Below are 23,097 nucleotides of genomic sequence, written 5' to 3' on the forward strand. Positions count from 1 at the left end.
TTTATCTGCTGCATGAAGATGAAAGATCGAGGACAGGTTTTATCAAGGAACAGTATGGGATCGGTGGAAGCAGTCATGCACTGTCTGGTGCGGATGATTCACACGCAAATTATGATGGAAAAGGATTGTTTCTTGCAAGAGGTGCTTATGGAAATCCATATACGTCAGTTTTATTATCTTGGAATAAAGTTGCAAATAGAGTAGCTTATCTGATAAAGAATGACCAGTTCCTGCAGGCAGAAGATTATGCTCGTATGCCGGAATATGAACAGGAACAGATGGCGAACAAGGTACTCCGCTTTTATGACCGTCTTCCGGAAGAGATAGACAGACCATTTACGGATGATTTCTTCTGGGAAAAACCAGGAAAAGAAATGGTGGCAGTATTAGAGAATCCAGAGCAGACAGAAGAACTGTTACAGAAGATGGATGCAGCATTGGTAGCTCTTCCATTGGATTTTGAAGCGTATGGGACAAACTATCAGCAGAAAACAGAACTTCTTTCAGAACTCCACCAGTATGCAGAAGGAACCTATACGATATTCCCGACACCGGAAGCAGAACCGTCTTTTGCGGAACCATCCGGGCACCAGATGACCATGTTTGATTTCTTGGATACGAAGGCAGTGACAGAACCGACCGTAGTAGATATGTCAGATGTGGAGGAAATAGAAGAGGAAGAGGTTACTGCCAAAGAAGATATTCCGGAAAATCAGGAACAGGAAATAACAGAAACTTCTGAGGGACAGGAACAAAAGGAATCAGAAGAAGAGATAACGGTTAAAACAGCAGAAGAACTGGCGGAGTCCTGGGATGAAGGTGTTTTTGAGTATCAGGGGTATCATTTTGAAGCAGTAGGGGTATTGCCGGAAGGAATAGAAGGAAAAGATCTGGTTGCACAGACCCGTTCCAATACAGAACTGCATTTATCGACCTACCATACAGAAGATTTCCCAAAGTATTCTTATGATGATTTTTATGCAGTCAGCAATGCACCAACTGCCGATGTGTTCCGGTGTCTGGAAACCGGACGCAATTATATTCCGGGAGAAAATGAACTGTTTGGATATGAGGGAGAATTTCAACCATATTTAAAACCGGAAGTAGAAGAGATTGTAACAGAACCGCATAACTTTCGGATTCAGGATAATGACCTTGGAGCAGGTGGTCCGAAAGCAAAGTATAAAGCAAATATGGAAGCCATCCATTTATTGCAGACTCTGGAGCAGGAAGAACGTCTGGCAACACCCGAAGAACAGGAAATTTTATCCCGTTATGTTGGCTGGGGTGGCATCCCGCAGGCATTTGAAGAGAAAAACAGTAGTTGGACAAATGAGTATCTGGAGTTAAAGAATACCTTATCACCGGAAGAATACAGTGCAGCAAGAGCATCGACCTTAAATGCTTTTTATACATCACCGACTGTGATCCGAAGCATGTATGAAGCACTGGAAAATATGGGACTGAAACAGGGAAATATTCTGGAACCGTCCTGTGGTGTTGGTAACTTTATGGGACTGATCCCGGAGAGTATGAACAAGGCAAAGATGTACGGTGTGGAACTCGACCCGGTTTCGGGCAAGATCGCAAAACAGCTTTACCAGAAAAATAAGATTGCCGTGCAGGGATTTGAGGAAACCAGTTATCCAGACAGCTTTTTCGACTGTGTGATAGGCAATGTTCCGTTTGGATCGTATCAGGTCAGTGACCGCAGATATGACCGGCATCATTTTATGATCCACGATTATTTTATTGCAAAATCCCTTGATCTGATCCGTCCCGGCGGTGTAGTGGCTGTGGTAACTTCCAGTGGAACGATGGATAAGCAGAATCCGGCAGTGAGACAGTATATCGCAAACCGGGCAGAACTGCTTGGAGCCATCCGATTACCGAATAATGCGTTCCAGAGAAATGCCAATACCAGCGTTGTTTCTGATATTCTGTTTTTCCAGAAAAGGGACAGGGCATCCATTGAGGAACCGGAATGGTTAAATTTAAAGGAAACACCGGAAGGCTATTCAGTCAATGCTTATTTTGCAGAGCATCCGGAAATGGTGCTTGGTGAGTTTACTACAGAAAGTACCCAGTATGGAAAGCAGGAAGTGACCGTAAAACCAAAAGAAGGAATTACCTTAGAAGAACAATTAAAAGAAGCCGTCCAGAATATCCATGGTACGATCACGGAACTGGAACTTTCGGATACAGAGTTGGAGGAGGATGTTGTCTCTATCCCGGCAGACCCAGATGTAAAGAATTTCAGTTATACCGTAGTGAATGATGAAGTCTATTACCGGGAAAATTCTGTGATGAATCGGATGGAACTTCCGGCAATGACAGCGGAACGTGTCAAAGGGATGGTGAAGATCCGTGATGTTACGAATGAACTGATCCAGTGCCAGATGGAAGAGGGAAGCGATGAACAGATCACAAAGCTGCAGGGAAAACTCAATGAAGAATACGATACCTTTACAGCAAAATATGGTCTTCTCAGCAGCAATGCCAATAAGCGGGCATTTAGTCAGGACAGCAGCTATTGTCTTTTGACTTCTCTGGAATTTCTGGATGATAAGGGAGAACTGAAACGAAAAGCGGATATTTTTACCAAAAGGACAATCCGCAGGGCAGAAACGGTAACTTCTGTAGATACTGCCAGTGAGGCACTTGCGGTTTCTATCGGTGAGAGGGCAGGCGTTGACCTTTCTTATATGGCACAGCTTTCCGGGAAAACAGAAGAGGAGCTTACCGAAGAACTGGCAGGGATAATCTTTAAGAACCCGATCAGTGAAAAATGGGAGCCATCGGACGAATATCTTTCTGGAAATGTGAGGGAGAAACTGCAGATCGCCAAACAGTTTGCAGAGGATCACCCGGAATATCAGGTGAACGTGCAGTATTTGGAGCAGGTACAGCCAAAAGATCTGGATGCATCAGAGATTGAGGCAAGACTTGGGGCAACCTGGATCTCCGAGGATTACATTACACGGTTTATGGCAGAGACATTCCATACACCAAGATATTATGTAGGGAGCAAGGTCAAAGTCCAGTATGCAGAAGTGACCGGACAGTGGAATGTTATGGGAAAGAATGTGGACAGCTACGGAAATGCTCTTGTCACTTCCACATACGGAACACAGAGAGCCAATGCCTACCGCCTTTTGGAAGATGCCTTAAACCTCCGGGATACCAAGATTTATGACACGGTACAGGATGCCGATGGAGAACACCGGGAATTAAACCGGAAGGAAACGATGCTGGCACAGCAGAAGCAGGAACTGATCAAAGAGGAATTTAAGGAGTGGATATTTAAAGACCTGCACCGACGGGAAGATCTCTGTAAGATCTATAATGAACGATTTAACAGCATCCGTCCACGGGAATATGATGGAAGCCATATTCAGTTTGTTGGCATGAATCCGGAGATCACCCTGATGCCGCATCAGAAAAACGCAGTGGCTCATGTGCTGTATGGAAATAATACGTTACTGGCTCATTGCGTAGGAGCTGGAAAGACATTCCAGATGATCGCAGCCGGTATGGAATCAAAACGGCTGGGACTCTCACAGAAGAATCTTTATGTTGTGCCAAACCATCTGACCGAGCAGTGGGGCAGTGATTTCTTACGACTTTATCCTGGGGCAAATATCCTGGTGGCAACGAAGAAAGACTTTGAGCCGGCGAACCGAAAACGTTTCTGTTCCCGTATTGCGACAGGGGATTACGATGCTGTGATCATCGGGCATACACAGTTTGAGAAAATCCCTCTTTCAAGGGAACGTCAGATTGCCATGCTGGAACAGCAGATTGCAGATATTACGTTCTCCATTGAAGAAGCAGCACATCAGGCAGGGCAGAATTATACTATCAAGCAGTTGGAAAAAACAAAGAAGAGTCTGCAGGCGAGGATGAAGAAACTTAATGACCAGACCAGAAAGGATGATGTAGTAACTTTTGAGCAGTTAGGCGTAGACCGGCTGTTTGTGGATGAGAGCCATAGTTTTAAGAACCTTTTTTTGTATACAAAAATGCGGAATGTGGCGGGAATCTCACAGACGGATGCACAGAAAAGTTCGGATATGTTTATGAAATGCCGGTACATGGATGAACTGACCGGCGGCAGAGGGATCACCTTTGCTACAGGTACTCCCGTATCGAACAGTATGACCGAGCTTTACACTATCATGCGTTATCTCCAGTATGACACACTCATGCGTATGGGCATGGGACATTTTGATTCCTGGGCGGCAACGTTCGGGGAGACAGTAACCGCAATCGAATTATCACCGGAAGGAACGGGCTATCGTGCGAAAACACGGTTTGCCCGTTTTTTCAATCTTCCGGAGCTGATTTCCATTTTTAAGGAAGCTGCGGATATTCAGACTTCTGATATGCTGAATCTTCCTGTACCGGAAGCAGAGTTTATCAATGAAGTCTTGAAGCCAAGTGAAGAACAGCAGGAAATGGTCAGTGCTTTTTCAGAACGTGCCGAAAGTGTAAGAGGTGGTCTTGTGAATCCGACAGAAGATAATATGCTCAAGATAACCAACGACGGAAGAAAGTGTGCGTTAGACCAAAGGCTTTTGAATGAACTCCTTCCGGATGCGGAAAAAAGCAAGGTCAATACCTGTGTGGAAAATGCTTTTCAGGTATGGGAAGAAGGAAAAGCAGACCGGACAACCCAGCTGATCTTCTGCGACCTGTCCACACCCAAAGGAGATGGGACTTTCAACGTATATGATGATGTCCGGAACAAACTGACAGAAAAAGGAATCCCGAAAGAAGAGATTGCTTTTATCCATGAATACAACACGGAGGCAAAGAAAGCGGAACTGTTTGCAAAGGTACGGGCTGGACAGGTGAGGATCCTGATGGGTTCCACTCCAAAACTCGGTGCAGGTACCAACGTACAGGACAGACTGATTGCTCTCCATCACCTTGACTGTCCATGGAAGCCGTCTGATCTGGAACAGCAGGAAGGACGTATTTTAAGACAGGGAAACCAGAATGACAAAGTAAAGGTATTCCGGTATGTGACGGAAAATACTTTTGATGCGTATATGTGGCAGATTTTGGAGAATAAGCAGAAGTTCATCAGCCAGATCATGACCAGTAAATCCCCGGTCAGGGCTTGTGAAGATGTGGATGATACGGCACTGTCCTATGCAGAGATCAAGGCACTTGCCACAGGTAATCCGTACATTAAAGAAAAAATGGATCTGGATGTGCAGGTGAGTAAGCTGAAACTCTTAAAGGCAAACCATACCAGTCAGATTTACCGTCTGGAATCCGATATTGCAAAGAATTTCCCGGTACAGATCAGTGCATTGAAAGAGCGGATTGCCGGGATGCAGGTGGATTCGCAGGTAGTAAAAAGCGTGGATTTACAGGATAATGACACGTTTGCCATGACGGTAGGGAATGTCCTTTATGAAGATAAGAAAGAAGCAGGCGAAGCGTTGATCGCCGCCTGTGCAGGTTTAAAAACCGTCAGCACCGGCGGAAAGGTTGGGGAATATCATGGGTTTACGTTATCTGCTTCCTACAATATGTTCTCCAATGCGTTTGAACTGACGATCAAAGGAAAATGCTCTTATAAGCTGGAGATCGGAAAAGACCCGGTAGGAAATATGCAGCGTATCCATAACACCCTTTCTTCCATTGACAGGAAGCTGACGGAAAGTGAGCAGAAATTGGAAACCGTACAACAGCAGCTTGCTACTGCACAGGAAGAGGTAAAGAAACCATTCCCGAAAGAAGCAGAGCTGAATGAAAAGATGGAACGGTTATCCGAGTTAAATGCATTGCTGAACATGGATGAAAAGGGCAATGAGACGATTATGGCAGATGAGGATATTGGTAGAGAAGGAAGCAGCACAGATAGCAGGGATGCTGTAGAAGAAAAAGAACTTCCGGAAACAGCAGACAGAATCCATAAGCCATCTATTCTGGAACGCTTAAAGCAGGAGAAGGCACAGCAGAATACAGCGGAACAGCCATCTGTACAGAAAACTGCAAAGAAAAAACACGAACAGGAATTATAAAAGATTTCCCGTCAGAGTTTTCTCTGGCGGGGACATAAAATGGAGGGTTTGTTTATGGCAAATAATATAGAAAAACAATTAAAAGAAATATCGGAACGGCTGGAGCAGGGAGTAAAAGAAATCTTTACTTCGGAGAGATATACAGAATATCTGAATACCATGTCCAAGTTCCATAATTACAGTTTTAATAACACCCTTCTGATCACCATGCAGAAACCGGAAGCAACACTGGTGGCAGGGTATCAGGCATGGCAGAAGAAATTTAACCGCCATGTAAAACGTGGGGAAAAAGGAATCCAGATCATCGCACCGGCACCCATCCGTGAGAAACAGGAGATTGAAAAGATCGACCCGGTGACCAAAGAGCCGGTGATCGGGGATGACGGTCAGCCGGAAACAGAGATCGTGGAGATGGTCATTCCAAGGTTCCGTGTGACAACGGTATTTGATGTCAGCCAGACAGAGGGAGAGCCGATTGCAGAACTGGAAGTACCGGAACTTACCGGGAGCGTACAGTTTTATGACACGTTCATGGAAGCATTGCAGAACATTTCCCCTGTTCCAATCCGCATGATGGAGATAGAAGGGGAAGCAAAAGGCTATTATCATCAGACGGAAAAGTATATCGCAATTCAGGAAAATATGAGCAATCTCCAGACCATGAAAACCGGAGTCCATGAAGTAAGCCACGCATTGCTGCATGACCGGGAAGTAATGGATGTGGAAGGAATTTTAAAAGACCGGACAACAAAAGAAGTAGAAGCAGAAAGTATTGCTTATATTGTCTGCAATCACTTTGGTCTGGATACTTCAGAATACTCTTTTACCTATATTGCCAGCTGGTGTGAAAGCAAGGATATGAAAGCACTCCGGGCATCTATGGATACCATCCGGAAAACGTCTGCGGAAGTCATTGAGAATATCGAGACACAGATGCACGAGCTGGAAATGGAAAGACCAGTTCGGGATACTTTTCATAAGGAAGATTTAATTCTGCATCTTTCAGGCAGTATGGGTTCCGAGTTTACTTATGATCTGATCGAAAACATGAGCAGGGAACAGTTAGAGCAGAATGTGGGTGAATATGTCCGCCTTCTGGAAAGTGGTGAGATAGAGAAAAATGAGAAACCACTGGAAAGTTTTCTGGAAGAAAAAGGTGCTGCCGTCACACCACTCTATGACAGCAGTGGGCACGGAGAGAACTATCCGATTGATTTTTATGATGTGGAATATGATGCTGACACAGGCGTTACTTATTTTTCTGACCTTTCTCCGAAAGAGCAGGTAGAGATGTTGGTGCAAAAAGCAGAGTTTCCAAGAAATGTTTTTTCAGAAGAAGAAAAGGCATTTGTAAATGAATACGCAGAAACCTTCCCCGGACAGGTGGAAAGACTGAATGACCTGGTATGGGACATGAGGGAATCTTACGATGAAGCCGGTTCAAAGCTGGTGTATGAAGTGATCCAGGCAGCAAGGGCGAACTTCCCAGCGAAAGAGCCGGAAATTGCAGAAGAAACAGCCATGCAGTATGCCCACCGTCTGATTGAAACAGCAGAAGCTGCCAATACGGGAGATTTCACAGATTCCCAGAGAAATCTTATTGTGAATTTTGCATATAAGATGGATGATAAAGACGAAGTGCTTGGACTGGTGAACCGTATGATGACTGCAATCCGCAGACCGGGAAGTGAATATACGAGAAGCCTTATGAATGAAATACAGGCACAGATTGACAATTTCCCGGATGGAATGATCGGTTTTACGGAAATGCACGAGGCAGGAATCCAGTTAGACCATATGCTCCCGCTTACGAAAGACCGGGCATATGAACTGTACCGTGGAGGGGCAGAAATTTATATCTTACACGGAAATCCAGAGAATCCACAACAGGCAGAACAGATGCTTGTGGAGACGGAAAGTGAGATCCTTGGATATGACGGTATCTTTGGAATCACAGAAACAGAATGGGAAGTGCAGAAAGAGAGAGAAATATCTGCTACAAAACAGGAAGCACTGGAACGGCAGAATGCAGAAAAGATTGATGAGACACTTCTTCTGCATGGAGAAAGCGGAAGGTTTGCCATTTATCAGATGGATACCGGAGATGAGCATACTTATCAGTTTATGGGAATGGAATCCGCAAAGAGTCTGGGCTATACCATTGACGGAAAGGATTACCGAATGGTTTATGCAGCACCGTGGATGCCAACAATCACGTTAGACAATATATTTGAACGCTTTAACATTGACCGACCGGAAGATTTCCGTGGCCATTCCTTATCGGTAAGTGATGTGATCGTGATAAACAGGGGTGCAGAGATCACAGCCTATTATGTAGATTCTTTTGGATTTCAGGAACTTCCGGAGTTTGTCCAGCAGAGAATGAACCTACTGGAACATAATTCCGTCAGGGCATATCCGCCAGTTTATAAAGGAACATTGGAACAGGCAATGGGAGAACGGGATGTGGATGCTTATCTGGATTCCAGAAAGTTAAACCTGGACTGTAAGAAAGCAATCGAAGAAGCCATCCGGGAGAATTTTGACGGGCTGCACTTAAAGCAGGATGCGGCAAAAGAAGTCGTGGAACGCTTCGGGGAAGAACGTATGAATTTTGTTATGGCAAATACCATCCGTGAACTTTCCCATGATGGAAGATTTTCCAGACAGAACAAAGACTGGGCGGAGCATATCGAAGTCCCGGAAAATATCAACCGGGGCAGAAATCTGAACCTGGATTATGTGATCGAAAGCCACCCGGCAGTTTTAGATGGGTTTATCGACATGGCAAGAGCTGAGATCCGGATGCAGAGGATAGAACAGGCGATAGGAGAAAACGAAGTGACGATCACAGCAGAGACAAGAGGATATGAAGCAGAAGGACATAACGGGACATGGCATACGGTTGATAAAAAGGAATATGCTGGGGAAAAGTTTTTCTTAATGGAACATGATGAATTTGGCTCCGATGTGGCTGGCATTATCGTAGCAGAAAATGGACAGCTTGTAGCGGAGGACTTATGGAATGGATTTGATGAAGGAGCGTTAGAAGCTGTATCAGAATATCTGCAGGAAAATGGAACAACACTTTATGACTTGACGGAATTCCCGAAAGATTCTGCTGTAACCCTGCGGAGTGGACAGACACTTACAATCGAAGAAATACAGGCAGTACAGAAAGATACCTGGGAAGAAACGATGGCAGGAAAAAATGAATCTGGAACGGATGTCCGATTTAATTTTCATGCAGTCAGTGAGGTGCAGCTGCCGGAAGGCATAAAGTTAAAAATGCCAGAGATCCATTACATTGATAATTTTTATGTGATGGAAGATGTAAATGCAGAGGGTGTAGTAAAAGTAAACCGGTATGAATCACTGGATGAAGCGATGCAGGAATATTTACGTCTGCCAAATCATCAGGAAAAAGTGCTTGGTATCCAGAATACGGAAACAATGCAGGAAAACATGGATTTTATCCGATGTGAAAATGGGATAGATCAGATGACCCATGCATATGAACAGATCGGAGGATGGCTGAATCCGGAAATATATGAAGCGGTAAATAAAATGGAAAATATGCTGGACTGGAATGAGGTACAGATTGCATATCAGATTGGAAAACAATACTTTACAATCCAGACCGCAGAAGATGGCTATGACTATACATTTTACAATGAAGATTATCAGGAGGATGATGGAGGAATCTATGACAATCCGACAATCTATGTAGATGAAGCTGCCAGTGATATTTTAGAAGATAAAGGGTACTCACTGGAAGATGCAAAAGTAGTGGATTATGAAGAACTGATGGCAGATGTGGAAGAAGTTCAGGAAGAACAGATGCAGCGGATACAATTAGAAAAGAACTGCCCGGCAAGTATTTTTGAAGGATTTCGCAGGGAAGAAGCAATGCAAACCTATGAAGGAATCGCAATGCAGTTTACCAGGAGTAAAGGGTATCTGACCATACAGGCAACAGAAGAAGGATATTCGTTTATTTTTTATGACTCTGATCTGCATGAAATCCAGAGTGGTGATTACGATAATCCAGACGCATCTATTCAGGAAGCTGCTTATGAAATCATTAAAAGTGAAAGAATGGATGATATGGAATGTGTCAAAGTGGATTATAAAGAATTTGAAGAAATGACGATCCAGCACTCTAAAGATTTATTGCAGGAAAGGGAACTTCGTGCGACTTCTGAGATTGGAAGAAATGAACTGGCATTAAATAGTCTGAGCAGGGCAGAAGTAGAAAGAGGGGTTCTGTATCATGCACAGGCAGTATTAGAAGATATGGGAATGGAACAGGAGGTAGAGCTGCTTGCTGCAAGAGTGTATGGTTCCAGAAGCAGACAAGACCTTTATCGGGAAGATTCTGACCTTGATGTAGTACTTTCTTATCGTGGCAATATCCGTGAAGACAGTTTCTTCAATGAATTAAATGCTCATGGTATAGCAATGGCAGGTATTAAGGTGGACATCAATCCTATCGCAGAAGAAAGAATCACTCTGGCAGAATATATGAAGGAAGCAGATGTTTACCTTGATCAGCAGGAGATTAAAAAGCTGTCGGTGGATTTAGATAATTTCAGCTATGAATATGACACTTACGAATATAAAGATACCGTTGAGAACAGGGAAGAACAGGTGGAGAAAATCACAGAGGACATTCTGAATAAGAAAACAGGGTGTTTAAAGGACTGGCTGGTTGAAGTATCGGAAGAGTCTGATATAGACAGTGATGTGATAACTGCCCGGTCATTACTTTCCCGTCTGGAGGACGCAGAGAGATTTTCTATCTTTGACAAACAGCCAGAGCAGGAACAGCCAGAAGCCACGATCAGTTTTTATGTCGCAGAGTGCATGGAGTTTCCGGTCATGGGAGAGTACCATAACAACCTTACTTTAGAAGAAGCCATTAAAATATATGAGAGTATCCCAGCAGAGAGACTGCATGGGATTAAAGGAATCGGATTTGATCTGCAAGATGGTGATGAAGATTATTCCGGAGAATATGAGTTGATGAGTGCAGACCGGATACGGCGTGATCTGATAGATATGATTCCACACTATAAAGAAAGCCCTCTGGTGCAGAAAGCAATCACAGACATGGAAAAGTATCTGGATGAAAAGCATGGAAGGGTGCAGGAAGCGGAACATGCGGCAGAAACAGCAATAGGAAGTGAACAGAAACCTTCTGCGGTTGCGGCAGACAGAAGGTCAGAGCAGGAACCGGTATCTGTAAGTCAGAGTCAGCCACAAAAGGTAGAACTTGTAAGCAGAGCAAAAGGTGAAGTGAAGAAATCTGTGCTGCAGTCTTTAAAAGATTTTCAGGCAAGGGCAAAAGCACAGGAGCAAAACAAGGCAACGGAGAAATCCAAGGCACATAAGAAGGGAGAGGTGGAATTATGATGGATCTGGCAATGAACTTTGACGCAGATGAATGTTTAGTAACTGCAATGTTTGATAAAGGAAACCGAAATGACACGATGGAGGCAATCGACCATATCATTCCTTTTCTGAAAGGCGATGCAGATATGATTGGGCTTGTCTGCAATACCATAAGAAAACTGTTCTGTATGAGTGATGAAGGTTATGAAGTTTTTCTTATGGATCTGGAAGAATATAAAATGGAACTGAAAGAGGAGGAAGAAGAATGAGTACAAGTCAGTGTGCAGTATATCAGGTAAAAGATACCCCTGAGTACCGGGATGTCCGTTTCCGTTCTTACGAGAAACTGAAAAGCGAAGGAAAAACAGTCCAGATAGAAAACTATCATCAGGTGTATATTGGAAGAATCCAGCCGGGGGAAACTCCGGCTGACATTAAAACACGCTTGCAGAAGCAGCGACCGAAAAACTTCAAAGGTCATTCCATCGGTTGCAGCGATGTGATTGTCATTACCGATGATGGAAAAACCACAGCTTACTATGTCAATAAAGATGGTTTTATCATCATTCCGGAATTTCTCACAATCAAAAGTTCTTCCGATACCAGACTTTCCATTGATACAACCGGGTACGAAATCGAAGGAAAGAAAGGAACATGGCTTGCACAGGATTACATCCTGATGAACGAGAAGAAATGGTTTCTGATGGAACATGAGGAGTATGGGACAAGAGCAGCCTATGTGATTCTCAGTGAAGAAGGTACCGTAGTTATGAATGACTGTTACAACGGCTTTGATGAAGAAGCCAGACGGAACATTCAGAATTTCATGCAGCAACAGGCAGAGCAGGCACAGCAAAAACAACAGGAAATGCAGGCACAAGCCCAGACCGGACAGTCACAATCCAGAGAAACACAAAAGAAGAAACCGGAGCTGGCGAACTGGCAGAAGGTCATGGATAATGGAGAATACCTTCGCAGTGCAGAGATGACAGAAGAAGCCAATTACAACATGATTGATGGACTGATGAACAACACTCCAAGGAAAAGAGATAAAAATGCTCCACGAAGATCGGTACTGAAACGACTCCGTAATCATCAGAAGAAGATAGCCAGTCAAGGGAAAGGACAGCCACAGCAACAGAAGGCGATGGAAGAAGAGATGGAAAGGAAGAAGAAGTAATTTTCAACAGAGGTGGTCTTGCTACTGAGGTAGCAGGGCCATTTTTGTTGAAAAAAAGTAATTAACCATTATAATAATATATAAAGAAATTTTAATTGTTCTTCATAGTCCACGTTATTATATCAAAAAGTGTTCTTTATCATCAGATTGGATAAAAGTAAGTAATTTTGAGAGATGCAATTTTAGGTATAATGAATAAAAATTTTTATTTGGAGGGAAATACAAATGCCAGCTCCTAGGAACGGATTTAAAGGATATACATATCAGCAATATATTTTCACTTTGTTTTTTGCAAAAATGGATACTGAGCGAAAAATTAAAAAAATAGAGGCAGAATCACAGGGAACAAAACAATTTGACGATTTATATATTGAGATGGAAGATGAAACACGTTATCGAATACAGATTAAAAATTATCCTCAAGCAGAACTTGATGATATTAATATAACAGACCATGTTGTATCTATACAAGGGAATAAGAATAAATATGATCCTAAAGATAACAATATATTAGTGGTAAAATCAGATCATATTAATCCTAATGAGTTTTTTATGGATTTACCAGCAATAAAAAAATCGGGAATTACGATTATCCCTTTGATAGAAGAAAAGGTAGAGGAGATTATAGATAGTCTGTATCGTTCAGATAAAAGAGAATTGAAAATTATTCATTTAGGATATTCAATTACTTGTAAAGCTAAATTTATGGTTGAGAAAAAAGATTTACCACCAATGGAAACAATACCGGAAAATCTTACAGAAGAGACAATCATATTACGAACAGCACCGGATGAAGTGCCAGAGGGAATTACATATATTATAGGAAAACCTGGAATTGGGAAAAGTCATTATGTAAATGAATTGATTTCAAAGTATACAGGGGCAGCAGTATATCGTTTTTGGATTGATTCTCAGGATGAATATTTGCAGGAAAGACTGTTTTATAAAACATTTTTAGATAATTTAGCAATGCAATTTTGGGAATCACCTCGCAATTTTGAAGAAGAAGAGTTAATAGAAGAAATTAACAAAGGAAAGAAGATTTTGATTATTGATGGCTTAGATCATGTTGAAAATTATCAACCGCTGGAACTTTCGAGGTATATTCAGTTTATTGATAAATTGAAATCAGGAAAAGTAATAGTTTTATCTCGTCCATTAAAAGCAGAAATTCCTTGGGAGCCAATAGAACTCTTAAACTGGACATATGAAGAAACAGCAAAGTATTTAAAAGAAGGCTATGGAATAGATGATTATGAGGTTGCAGAGAAAATATTCAATATAACGGATGGATATTCGATAATCACATTTTATGTGGCAAATCATTATAAAATCTATAATGAAATAGGATTGACCCAGGAAATGGAGGATCTGAATCAATATTACGATAATTTGCTTGGTGAGAGTAGTACAAGTTCACTTCTTACTATATTTGCAACGAATAATAGTTTTTATACAGAAAAGGAATTAAATGAATTATTGGTAATGCCAGAACTTGTGGATGCAGTAAAAGATTTTATTAAACAACATCCATACTTGTTTGAACGAGTGGAAAATAGAATATCATTGTTGCATGATAGTCTAAACACTTATTTAAGAGGAATTGGGAAGCGTTATCCAGAAAGAATGAATTCTGTAAATAATATTGTAAAAGAAAGTTTGCGTTCAGAAAATGTTGAATATATGGCAAGAATGAACTCTTTTATGTTGGAAGATGATTTTTTGGATGAATTGCTTATTCAGTATAGTGATGCTGAATGTTTGGAACGAGTATTACAAAAAACGATAGATATAGATTCTGTACATAGTTTTTACATTCAATTAAAGAATATTTTGGAGTATCGCAAAAACGTTTTTAATATTTATCAGTATTATTCCTTTGCACTGTTGTATCAGGTAATGGAAAGACAGAATAGCATAGGCTATGAGGGGCTTATGTTTTTGGTAATGAAATATATAGAAAGGCAAGAAAATCTGATAGATTGTATATATAGCTCAAAAGAAATCTGGAATCTATATCTTCTTTTAAATGGAAAACATGAAAAAGACTATAAACATTTTTTGAAAAAAGAACATTATGATAAACGTCATATCAGCAGTGTAATAAATTGTGTTGAGGAACAGGTGCATTTTTTTGATAAATTAGATAAAAAGATAAGTGATGAAGAATTTGAAATCATGATGCATGATGCAAAAGATAGTTTAAAAAAACGGGAGAATCTTACAAATTATCTTGTGAGTGTGTGGATAAATGATGAAAAACAGAATGAGTATTATGATACAATACAACTTTTTTTATCAGGCGAAGAGAAGAATGCTCAAAACAGATTTGATAAGCAAGTGAAAAAATATCAATTAGATACAATTTGGAGAGAGTCGATACTTACGGCAGTCAGATGGCAACTGAATGAGCTAGGGTTATTTGATGAAAAAAATTGGTTTAGAAAAAAATCATTAAAAGAGACTATTCAGAATGAAGCACCGAAAGGTTCGTTTGCTATAAGTGATTGGCTAGAGGCAATGATGCGACTTGCAAATAAAGAAAATAGAGACATTGATATTTATTCAGTTAATTATTTTTGGATAATGTATCAGCAGAGAAAAGATTATACAGTGCATAATATAGATGTTGCTTTAACGATATTTGAAAAAAATAATCAAATAGAAGAAATGTGTTCTTTGAAAATTATTGAAAAATTGATGAAACAGTCTGAAAAGGGAATACGCCACTTAATGGCTTCTTATATTAATAGAAAGCCCTGTGATTTTACTAAAAGATTAGCAAATATGAATTATTTTTCAGAGGAAGAGTGTCCATTAGATATTTTCGATTTAAATCCAGATCATTTAAATTGTTGCAAAAAAGAGCAAATAAAACAAAGATTAAATGAAATTATGGCATATCATCGTTATTCTGGAAGTATAGAGTATGATGAGATAGAGAATCTGCTTCATTCTAATTATAAAAATATATTAATAGATGGATTAGATTTTTATGATTTATCTATATGGGGAAAGGAAATAGATACAGCTGCTCAATCTATATTGGAAGAGAATGGTATTCGATGTTTGGTTTCGAAAGAAGAGAAAGAAGAATCATATAGTCCTTTTAAGCATGGATGTATTCATGAAGAGGATGAAGAGTATATTGTAAAAAATAAGGTTGGCTACATGGATATTGCTGGATATACTGATGGTTGGGATTCTTGTTTGCCTTATGTGAATTTATTTTTAAACTATGATGTGGAGGATATTAGAAAAGATTATTTAAAAATAATTCACAAAGCAATGTTTGCAAAAACAGCAATGCTTAACAAAACAGGATTGTGGTTTTTGTTGATAGGTAATATTCCGGATTTTTTGGATGAAGTTGGAATTGAGGTGGATTGGAGAAAGTTGTATGATATATTTTTACAATTCTTAAAAATATCAGCAATATGGTGTTAAAAAAATACAGAAGTATGAAGGGTATTGTTTCCGAGTGATAAGGGAGACTGTGAGAAAAAGTCTGTAAATAAGATTCTTCTATGATGATATGCAAGGGTGGTGAGCTTACAGTTTGAGCTTTTCACCCTTGTTCTATATATAACAGTTGTTGAATGGCATGTCAAGAGCAGGCGATTTTCCGCCTGTCTTGATCGTCGGTTTACTCGTTATTCTGGAAGACGACCTTCGTACATAATACTCAGTTCGCCATATACCTGCGCCCAGTTTCGAATCGTACTGGTCCATTTTTTCGTAGCCTCAAAAGTGGCCAGGTACAGCGCTTTTAAAAGGGCCGTATCGCTTGGGAATACGCTTCTCTGCCGATTCAGCTTCCGGTAGGTGGAATTCAGGGATTCAATCGCATTGGTGGTATAAATCACCGTTCTGACCGTTGTTGAAAACTTGAAAATTGGAGAGATGGCATCCCAGTTATCCTTCCAGCGTTTCATGGAATTCGGATATTTGGGAGACCATTTTTCAGTTACACGATCTAAAACTGCCAGCGCTTTCTTTTCATCTGCGGCCTGATAAATGGCCTTCAGATCCGCTGCAAATGCTTTTCTGTCCTTGTCAGGGACATATTTCAGTGTGTTTCTTACCTGGTGTACGATACAGCGCTGATACTCGGTTTTTGGAAAAGCAGCAGCGATTGCTTCTTTGATGCCGGTTAAACCATCTGCACAGATGATTAATACATCTTTGACACCCCGGTTTTTCAGCTCGTTCATAACGGAAAGCCAGTATTTTGCGCTTTCGTTGTCGCCAACGCTGATGGTCAGAACCTCTTTCTTTCCCTCCGTGTTGATTCCAAGAATCACGTAAGCTGCAAGCTTTCGGATCACACCATTATCTCTTACGGAATAGTGAATTGCGTCGATGTAGAGAATGGGATAGACTTCGTCCAACGGCCGGTTCTGCCAGTCTTCGATCTGTGGCAGGATTTTATCGGTTACATCGGAAATAAAACTCTCCGAGGTCTCAAAGCCATAAATATCTTCGATGGTTTCGGAAATCTGTCGGGTAGTCATTCCTTTGGCATACATGGAAATGATCTTCTGATCAATATCAGAAATATCTTTCTGACGTTTTTTCACCACCTGTGGTTCAAATGTTGATTTTCGGTCCTGCGGCACTTCGATTTCCATCGATCCATATCGGCTGTTGACCTGTTTGCGCTTATACCCATTGCGGTAATCATCATTATCCGAACGTTCTGATTTTTCATAGCCGAGATGATCGTCCATTTCCGCTTCCATCATTTCCTTAATGGTACCGCCTAAAAGATCCTTGAGCGCATCCTGGATGTCTTCAGCAGACTGGATATCATACTCTTCCAGGAGCTGATGGATGATGTTTCGTTTTCCTTCGGTCATTTGTACTCGATGTACCGGTTTCTTTTGTCTTGCCATAATAAAAGGTCCTCCTAATGATATTTATTGTACCATAGAAGAACCTTCTAAACATTATTTTACAGAAAAAGTTTCATACTCTCTGATAAGGAAACAATACCCTTCTAGTGAATATAAAGATTTTACAAATCTTGATTTTTTATGATTTGCTGTTCTTGTTGGTGACTCTTCCCAAGAATCATATCAATATTTGCAGACACAGTGTGAAGCTCCCGTTCATAATCACGGTGGTTAGAAAAATCTTCCCGTTGCATATCTCGCAATTCAATAAGCCGGTCTTTTTCAGCATAGAGGGCTTTCATGGAAGGTAGCTTATTTCCATCAGATTTTTCTTTCAGTGTCCGGAGAGCTGTATCGTAAAGGGAAAGCTCCGCCCTGTGTTCTTCGTAGAATTTATCCTTATTGCGACTCTTACGGTAGTTTGCATATACGTTTTTGTATGCAAGGTACTGTCCAGTAAAATGTATTTGTTCGTTCACATCTTTAAGCTGCTGTTCTGTATCCTTTAAGGATTTTCTGGCAGCACTGGTCTGATCAGATGCCTGGTCAAGTGCCGTATGGAAATCTTCAAGAGAGCCATATCCATGTTCCTGAATATAGGCAACCGTCTGAGCCATCTGTTTTAGATTGGAGAGTTTGACTTTTTGAGCATAGGCTTCACTCTGCTGTGCTTTGATACAGGTCTGTAAATCTATCACAAGTCGGAGATCTGATTTTATGAAAATGAACGGTACAGGAATAGCGGAAGCATCAGGAGAAAGTGTTGTCTGCAAATCTTTTGTAGTAGTTGGAACTTGTGGTTCTTCAATTTCCATTTTCCTATCGGAGAGTGATTTTGCATTTTCCTTAAATGCTTGTAATAGAAAATCCTCTTCATATCGTGTTCCGAGATTCCTTCCAGTGATATATTTTTTTCTGTCAGGGTGAAGATAGCTGTACCGGTTTCGACTGATCTTGAAGATGATGTGATATTTTTCATCAAGGATTTTTGAAAATTCTTCTGGTGATCTGGCGGTACTTGCAGCATCATCAATAGCGTCACGGAGAAATTGTTTCTCTGTCTGGTAACGAGTTTCTTTCGGTGTGATTTCATCTTCTTTCATTTTCTGATTCAGCTTATCTAATTTTTCCTGTCCCCGGCGTTGTGCCCAGTATTCTTTTTCGGTGATTTTTCTTTCAGCAGGAGTGAGCAGATCAACCTGATGTAGTCCTTCTTTTTTACACATATTCATAACTTCCTGTTTTAAATGGGTAAGGTATGCTGTGCTTAGATGGTGCTTGTATCCGGCTTTTGCTTCACAGTCAAATTCCATATAGGGTTCCCATGGTATATCATATTTACGGAGACTGTTGATTACGATATGCACATGGATATTGCCACTTTCGTTATGCCCATCAGTATGAGTACAGACTAAAGCCTGATGACCAGGGAAGTTTTTCTTTGTAAAGGTCAGCCCAAGTTGCTGTGCCCGTTCACCAGTCAGTCCGCATTCATCTCTATCTTTCGGGTCAAAGCTGATAATGTAATGATGAGACTTGATCTCATTGAAATTTTTATTTTTATGGTAGTAGCTGTTTAGTTCCTGACATTCAGATGCAAAAGTAAACGGATCACAGTTCAGACCATCCAGGTAATATTCATCTCGTAATATCATATGCCCCTCATCATCGAGGATTGGCTTTTGGGTGTATTCATTATGCTGAAAGATGAGATACCGTTCAGATTCTCCATAGTCAGCATTTTTGCTTGCGATATGTTTAATCACTGCCACGGAAATCACCTACCATTCTCATCACTTCATATTTCATTTCATAAATATCACGGAGAGATTTTTTTATTTCTGTTCTCATTTCTGAGGAGATAATGCCGCCTTGATTAAAATATCTGGCAATCTGGTTGAGGTTGTTTCCTATCTTTCCAAATTCACCAATCAGTTTTTTTATTTCTGGAACATCTGCGGTAAGTTCATATTTGATAACAACATTCTGGGTGTTCAAGGCATTTCGGATAAAATCAGAAACACTCATGTTTGTTGCGGTAGCTCTTTCCGACAGAATTTCATATTCTGTTTCACTCATACGCAGATGAACGTCTTTGGTTTTGATAAGGGATTCGTCTTTTTTTGGTCGTGTCATAAATGCTCCTTTCTGCATAAAGGTTCCGCATAAGGAAATTTTACAGCTTGCTGTGAAAGCAAGTGATGGAGAATTATCACGCTGTGACCATGTAAATGGAAACCAATACACATATTTGTGATTGTGGTCGAGGGTATGGGGAAACGAAATCCCCATCAAGTTGCAAGTCGCCAAGAACCCGGAAAGGGGTTATTGTGCTACATTGCGAAACTTGCTCTGAAAGAGAGTAAAAGCCCTTCTATAATAAAAGCCAATTTAAGAAAAGGAATGATAACTGAATCTTGCGAATCTATGGTACTATGCGACTTGTATATTTCGAGCATAAGAAATATAATAGAGGACAGTACAATATCAGGAGGTCAATTATGGATGGATATATGACACTTAGGGAAGCAAGTGAAAAATGGGGTATCACGGCCCGGATGATAAATTATTATTGCTCATCGGGGAGAATCAAGGGTGCGGTAAAGGTATCAACTTTATGGCTGATACCACAGGATGCAGAGAAACCTGCGGATAAGCGGAGAAAAAATAATACAGCTATGGAGGTGCAGCCATGAAATTATTATTAGTGGAAGATAATGTAAAAGTAAAGGTTTGTTTAAGATAGTAATTAAAAAATTTAATACTAAAAAAACGAAATACACAAAAACTACAAGAAAAACTGATAAAATAAAAAAAACGGAAAATAAGAGGTAGCTAAGAATGAAAAAAATTTTAATTATAGAAGATGATTTGGATATTCAAGAGCTGATACAGTTTTTTTTAGAGGATCAAGGGTATGAAGTGATTACGGCATCTGATGGAATAGATGGTATTGCGGTTTTTCTGAAAGAACAAATTGACTTGATACTGCTCGATATTTTACTTCCTAAAATGGATGGGTATGCAGTTTGTGAACTAATACGAAAAGAATCGGAAGTACCAATCATTATGATAAGTGCATTGGGAAGAGAAGAAGACCAGATAAAGGGATTTGAAATGCAAATAGATGACTATATCCCCAAGCCGATTTCTCTTCCAATTATGATAAAAAAAATAGAAGCTGTTCTGCGTAGATATGAAGGAGTAGATATAACAAAAGATCACGAGTTAAAATACAGGGAGATAATATTGATTGTAGGAAATTATCAAGTGAAAATAGGGAAAAAGTTAATTGATTTGACACAGAAAGAATATGAAATTTTGAAAGAATTGATTGAAAATCAGGGATGCGTGATAACAAGAGAGAGCTTTTTAAATCGTCTATGGAAATATGAATTTGAAGGTGAAGAACGTGCAGTTGACAATCATATCAAAAATTTGCGGAGAAAATTGGGAAAAGCAGGGGATTATATAAAAACGGTAAGAGGGGTGGGGTATCGAATTGATAAAGCTAATTAGAGAACATTTGTCTACAAAAATATTTATACTTACGGTATGCTTATTGATTACTGTTGGTGGTGCGATTTATGGAATGGTTGCATTGGGGATGTCACGGAGCTATTTTTTAGAGTTGGATAGAAGTTTGAGTAATCAGACGGAAAAAATGGTACTTCAATTATCGAATACTTCAGTGCAGGAAATAGATGGAATATTAAAAATGTTTGCATTGGAGCATGGGATTTCTATTGTCTTAAAAGATAGTGACGAAAAGGTACTTGGTATATATGGAGATATGGAATATTCACTGGCTCCTGGAACAGATGTAGAAGATATTCTGTTAGGCAGTGGGATAACGGAATCTTATTCCTGTAAGTTAACGAATGGAAAAACATATTGGATTCAAGTGTTTGGAAACAAGGAGAAAGTAAATATTGGACTGGAATCATTAAAAAGAATTTTACCTATGTTGGGGGCTATTACTTTTTTGGCAGCATTAGCTATTGCTGCTTTATACACAAAATATATTACGCGTTCAATTTTAAAGGTGAGTGAAGTTTCAAAAAAAATGGCAAATCTTGATTTTCGAGTTCGATATACAGAAGATCGGAGGGACGAGATTGGAATTTTGGGAGAAAATCTGAACGAACTTTCGGAAAAATTAGAGAGTGCTTTGGATGAATTGAAAGAAAAAAATACTGATTTAGAGAAAAGCATCAAACTTGAGCAGCAACTGGAACAACAACAAATGGCTTTTTTTTCAGCTGTTTCGCATGAATTAAAAACTCCGATTACAATTCTAAAAGGACAAATTCAGGGAATGTTATTAGAAGTAGGGGGATATAAAGACCGAGATAGATATTTAAAACGTTCTTTTGAAGTAGCTAATTCTATGGAGAATATGGTGCAGGAAATTCTGTATGTTTCAAAAATTAGAACATCGGGATTTGAGTTGAAATTGATAGATATACCACTTCACCAACTTGTTGAGAATGTGATTAAGGAACAGGAAGATATGGCTATTGATAGGGGATTACAGTTTCATATACGAATAGAAGAATCAACTTGGATACGGGCAGATGAAGCTCTTTTCACGAAGGTCATAAGTAATGTGGTAGGAAATGCAATTAAATATACGAATGAGGATGGAAATATATGGGTTGGAGTGTATAAAAGAGGTGAAGAAATAATTTTTTGGATTGAAAATGAAACGGAATCTATTGATGAGAAAGAAATTCCAAAATTATGTGATGCATTTTATCGTATTGATAAATCCAGAAATAAAAGAACTGGTGGAAGCGGCTTGGGATTATATATTACAAAAATGATTTTAGAACAGCATCAGTTTCCTTATTGTATTGAAAATACAGAAAAAGGCATAAAAGTGGAAATAAGATGTTATGAACCAACCAGAAGGCTGTTGTGACGGAAAATCACAACAGCCTTTATACATATAAAATACATAAAAAAAACGGGAAAATCATACATTCAATTTTTATAATATAAAGAAAAAATATGTAATGGAGGATTTTTTATAAATGAAGAAAAAAATATGTATAGTATTATGTTTGGGTTGTATAGGAACCGTATCAGTTGTTGGGTGCAGCAATAAAAATTTTGATTCAAAAGTAACAGGGGATAATCAGACAACTACCGAGAATGTATCTGATATACTGAATGATCAAGAGAAAAAAGAAGGCGGTTACGAGAACGAGTCAAGTAGTCATGCTGATGACAAAGAGAACTCAGCGGACGATTCAGAAGTGTTGGCAAATGCAGATTTGCGTGGAGCTGTTTTGGAATTTTCAGACACAGGATGTAATATCAGCATAGGGACGCAGACGGATGATGCAGAAATGGTTCCTGCTCCGGGAGCGGTTGTTGAAGAAATGAATCAGGTGAAAATAGTATATGGAGAAAATACCTATTTTCAGATTTCTCATTCAACGATGACGGGTATTACGCTTGAGGATTGCCGGAAAGAAGAAGTGAAAAAGCAGTCAATGCTCTATCTGTATGGGGATTACCAGGAGGATGGTACGTTTTTGGCTAAAAGGGTAATTATTGACCGATTTGAATAGGAAGGAGAATG

The 23,097-nt window shown here is 39.9% G+C and carries 12 protein-coding genes; 9 read left to right on the forward strand and 3 right to left on the reverse strand.

The features are described 5' to 3' along the window. From WMO75_RS12735 to WMO75_RS12755, 5 genes are all read left to right on the forward strand, one after another. On the forward strand, positions 1 to 6,038 hold a 6,038-nt coding region (locus tag WMO75_RS12735; protein WP_349078149.1), incomplete at its 5' end, for a helicase-like domain-containing protein. A 54-nt stretch (positions 6,039 to 6,092) separates the two neighbouring features. Beyond that, positions 6,093 to 11,453 carry a DUF3849 domain-containing protein gene (locus tag WMO75_RS12740; protein WP_349078150.1) on the forward strand — a complete coding sequence of 1,787 codons (5,361 nt, stop codon included), beginning with the start codon at positions 6,093 to 6,095 and terminating at the stop codon, positions 11,451 to 11,453. Then, positions 11,450 to 11,701, forward strand: coding sequence for a transposon-transfer assisting family protein (locus WMO75_RS12745; RefSeq protein ID WP_117944170.1), 252 nt, complete (start codon positions 11,450 to 11,452; stop codon positions 11,699 to 11,701). The genes WMO75_RS12740 and WMO75_RS12745 overlap by 4 nt, the downstream gene beginning before the upstream one ends. Beyond that, positions 11,698 to 12,612 carry a YodL domain-containing protein gene (locus WMO75_RS12750; RefSeq protein ID WP_349078152.1) on the forward strand — a complete coding sequence of 305 codons (915 nt, stop codon included), beginning with the start codon at positions 11,698 to 11,700 and terminating at the stop codon, positions 12,610 to 12,612. Before WMO75_RS12745 ends, WMO75_RS12750 begins: the two co-directional genes overlap by 4 nt. A gap of 225 nt (positions 12,613 to 12,837) precedes the next feature. Then, the gene (locus WMO75_RS12755; protein ID WP_287650129.1) at positions 12,838 to 16,059 is read left to right on the forward strand and encodes a hypothetical protein; all 3,222 of its coding nucleotides are present in this window, start codon (positions 12,838 to 12,840) and stop codon (positions 16,057 to 16,059) included. Positions 16,060 to 16,265: 206 nt separating this feature from the next. Here the strand turns inward: WMO75_RS12755 and WMO75_RS12760 are convergent, their stop codons facing one another. The 3 genes from WMO75_RS12760 to WMO75_RS12770 form a co-directional block, all read right to left on the reverse strand. Next, positions 16,266 to 17,507, reverse strand: a complete 1,242-nt coding sequence (locus WMO75_RS12760; protein ID WP_349078153.1) for an IS256 family transposase — start codon at positions 17,505 to 17,507, stop codon at positions 16,266 to 16,268. A gap of 122 nt (positions 17,508 to 17,629) precedes the next feature. Further along, positions 17,630 to 19,279 (reverse strand): relaxase/mobilization nuclease domain-containing protein, encoded by a 1,650-nt coding sequence (locus tag WMO75_RS12765; RefSeq protein ID WP_349078155.1) that lies wholly within the window; start codon positions 19,277 to 19,279, stop codon positions 17,630 to 17,632. Further along, positions 19,266 to 19,643: a plasmid mobilization protein gene (locus WMO75_RS12770; protein ID WP_287650125.1), complete on the reverse strand. Its 378-nt coding sequence runs from the start codon at positions 19,641 to 19,643 to the stop codon at positions 19,266 to 19,268. The genes WMO75_RS12765 and WMO75_RS12770 overlap by 14 nt, the downstream gene beginning before the upstream one ends. 365 nt (positions 19,644 to 20,008) lie before the next feature. Here WMO75_RS12770 and WMO75_RS12775 point away from each other — a divergent pair, with 365 nt between their 5' ends. From WMO75_RS12775 to WMO75_RS12790, 4 genes are all read left to right on the forward strand, one after another. Beyond that, positions 20,009 to 20,203 carry a helix-turn-helix domain-containing protein gene (locus tag WMO75_RS12775; protein ID WP_173721351.1) on the forward strand — a complete coding sequence of 65 codons (195 nt, stop codon included), beginning with the start codon at positions 20,009 to 20,011 and terminating at the stop codon, positions 20,201 to 20,203. A gap of 145 nt (positions 20,204 to 20,348) precedes the next feature. Continuing rightward, positions 20,349 to 21,026: a response regulator transcription factor gene (locus WMO75_RS12780; protein WP_055056588.1), complete on the forward strand. Its 678-nt coding sequence runs from the start codon at positions 20,349 to 20,351 to the stop codon at positions 21,024 to 21,026. Continuing rightward, entirely contained in the window at positions 21,010 to 22,431 is a 1,422-nt protein-coding gene (locus WMO75_RS12785; RefSeq protein WP_349078156.1) for a HAMP domain-containing sensor histidine kinase, read from the forward strand. The genes WMO75_RS12780 and WMO75_RS12785 overlap by 17 nt, the downstream gene beginning before the upstream one ends. A 112-nt stretch (positions 22,432 to 22,543) precedes the next feature. After that, positions 22,544 to 23,086, forward strand: coding sequence for a hypothetical protein (locus tag WMO75_RS12790; protein WP_173721353.1), 543 nt, complete (start codon positions 22,544 to 22,546; stop codon positions 23,084 to 23,086). Positions 23,087 to 23,097 lie beyond the last annotated feature (11 nt).

This window comes from Blautia intestinihominis (assembly GCF_040096655.1).
Taxonomy (GTDB): domain Bacteria; phylum Bacillota; class Clostridia; order Lachnospirales; family Lachnospiraceae; genus Blautia_A; species Blautia_A intestinihominis.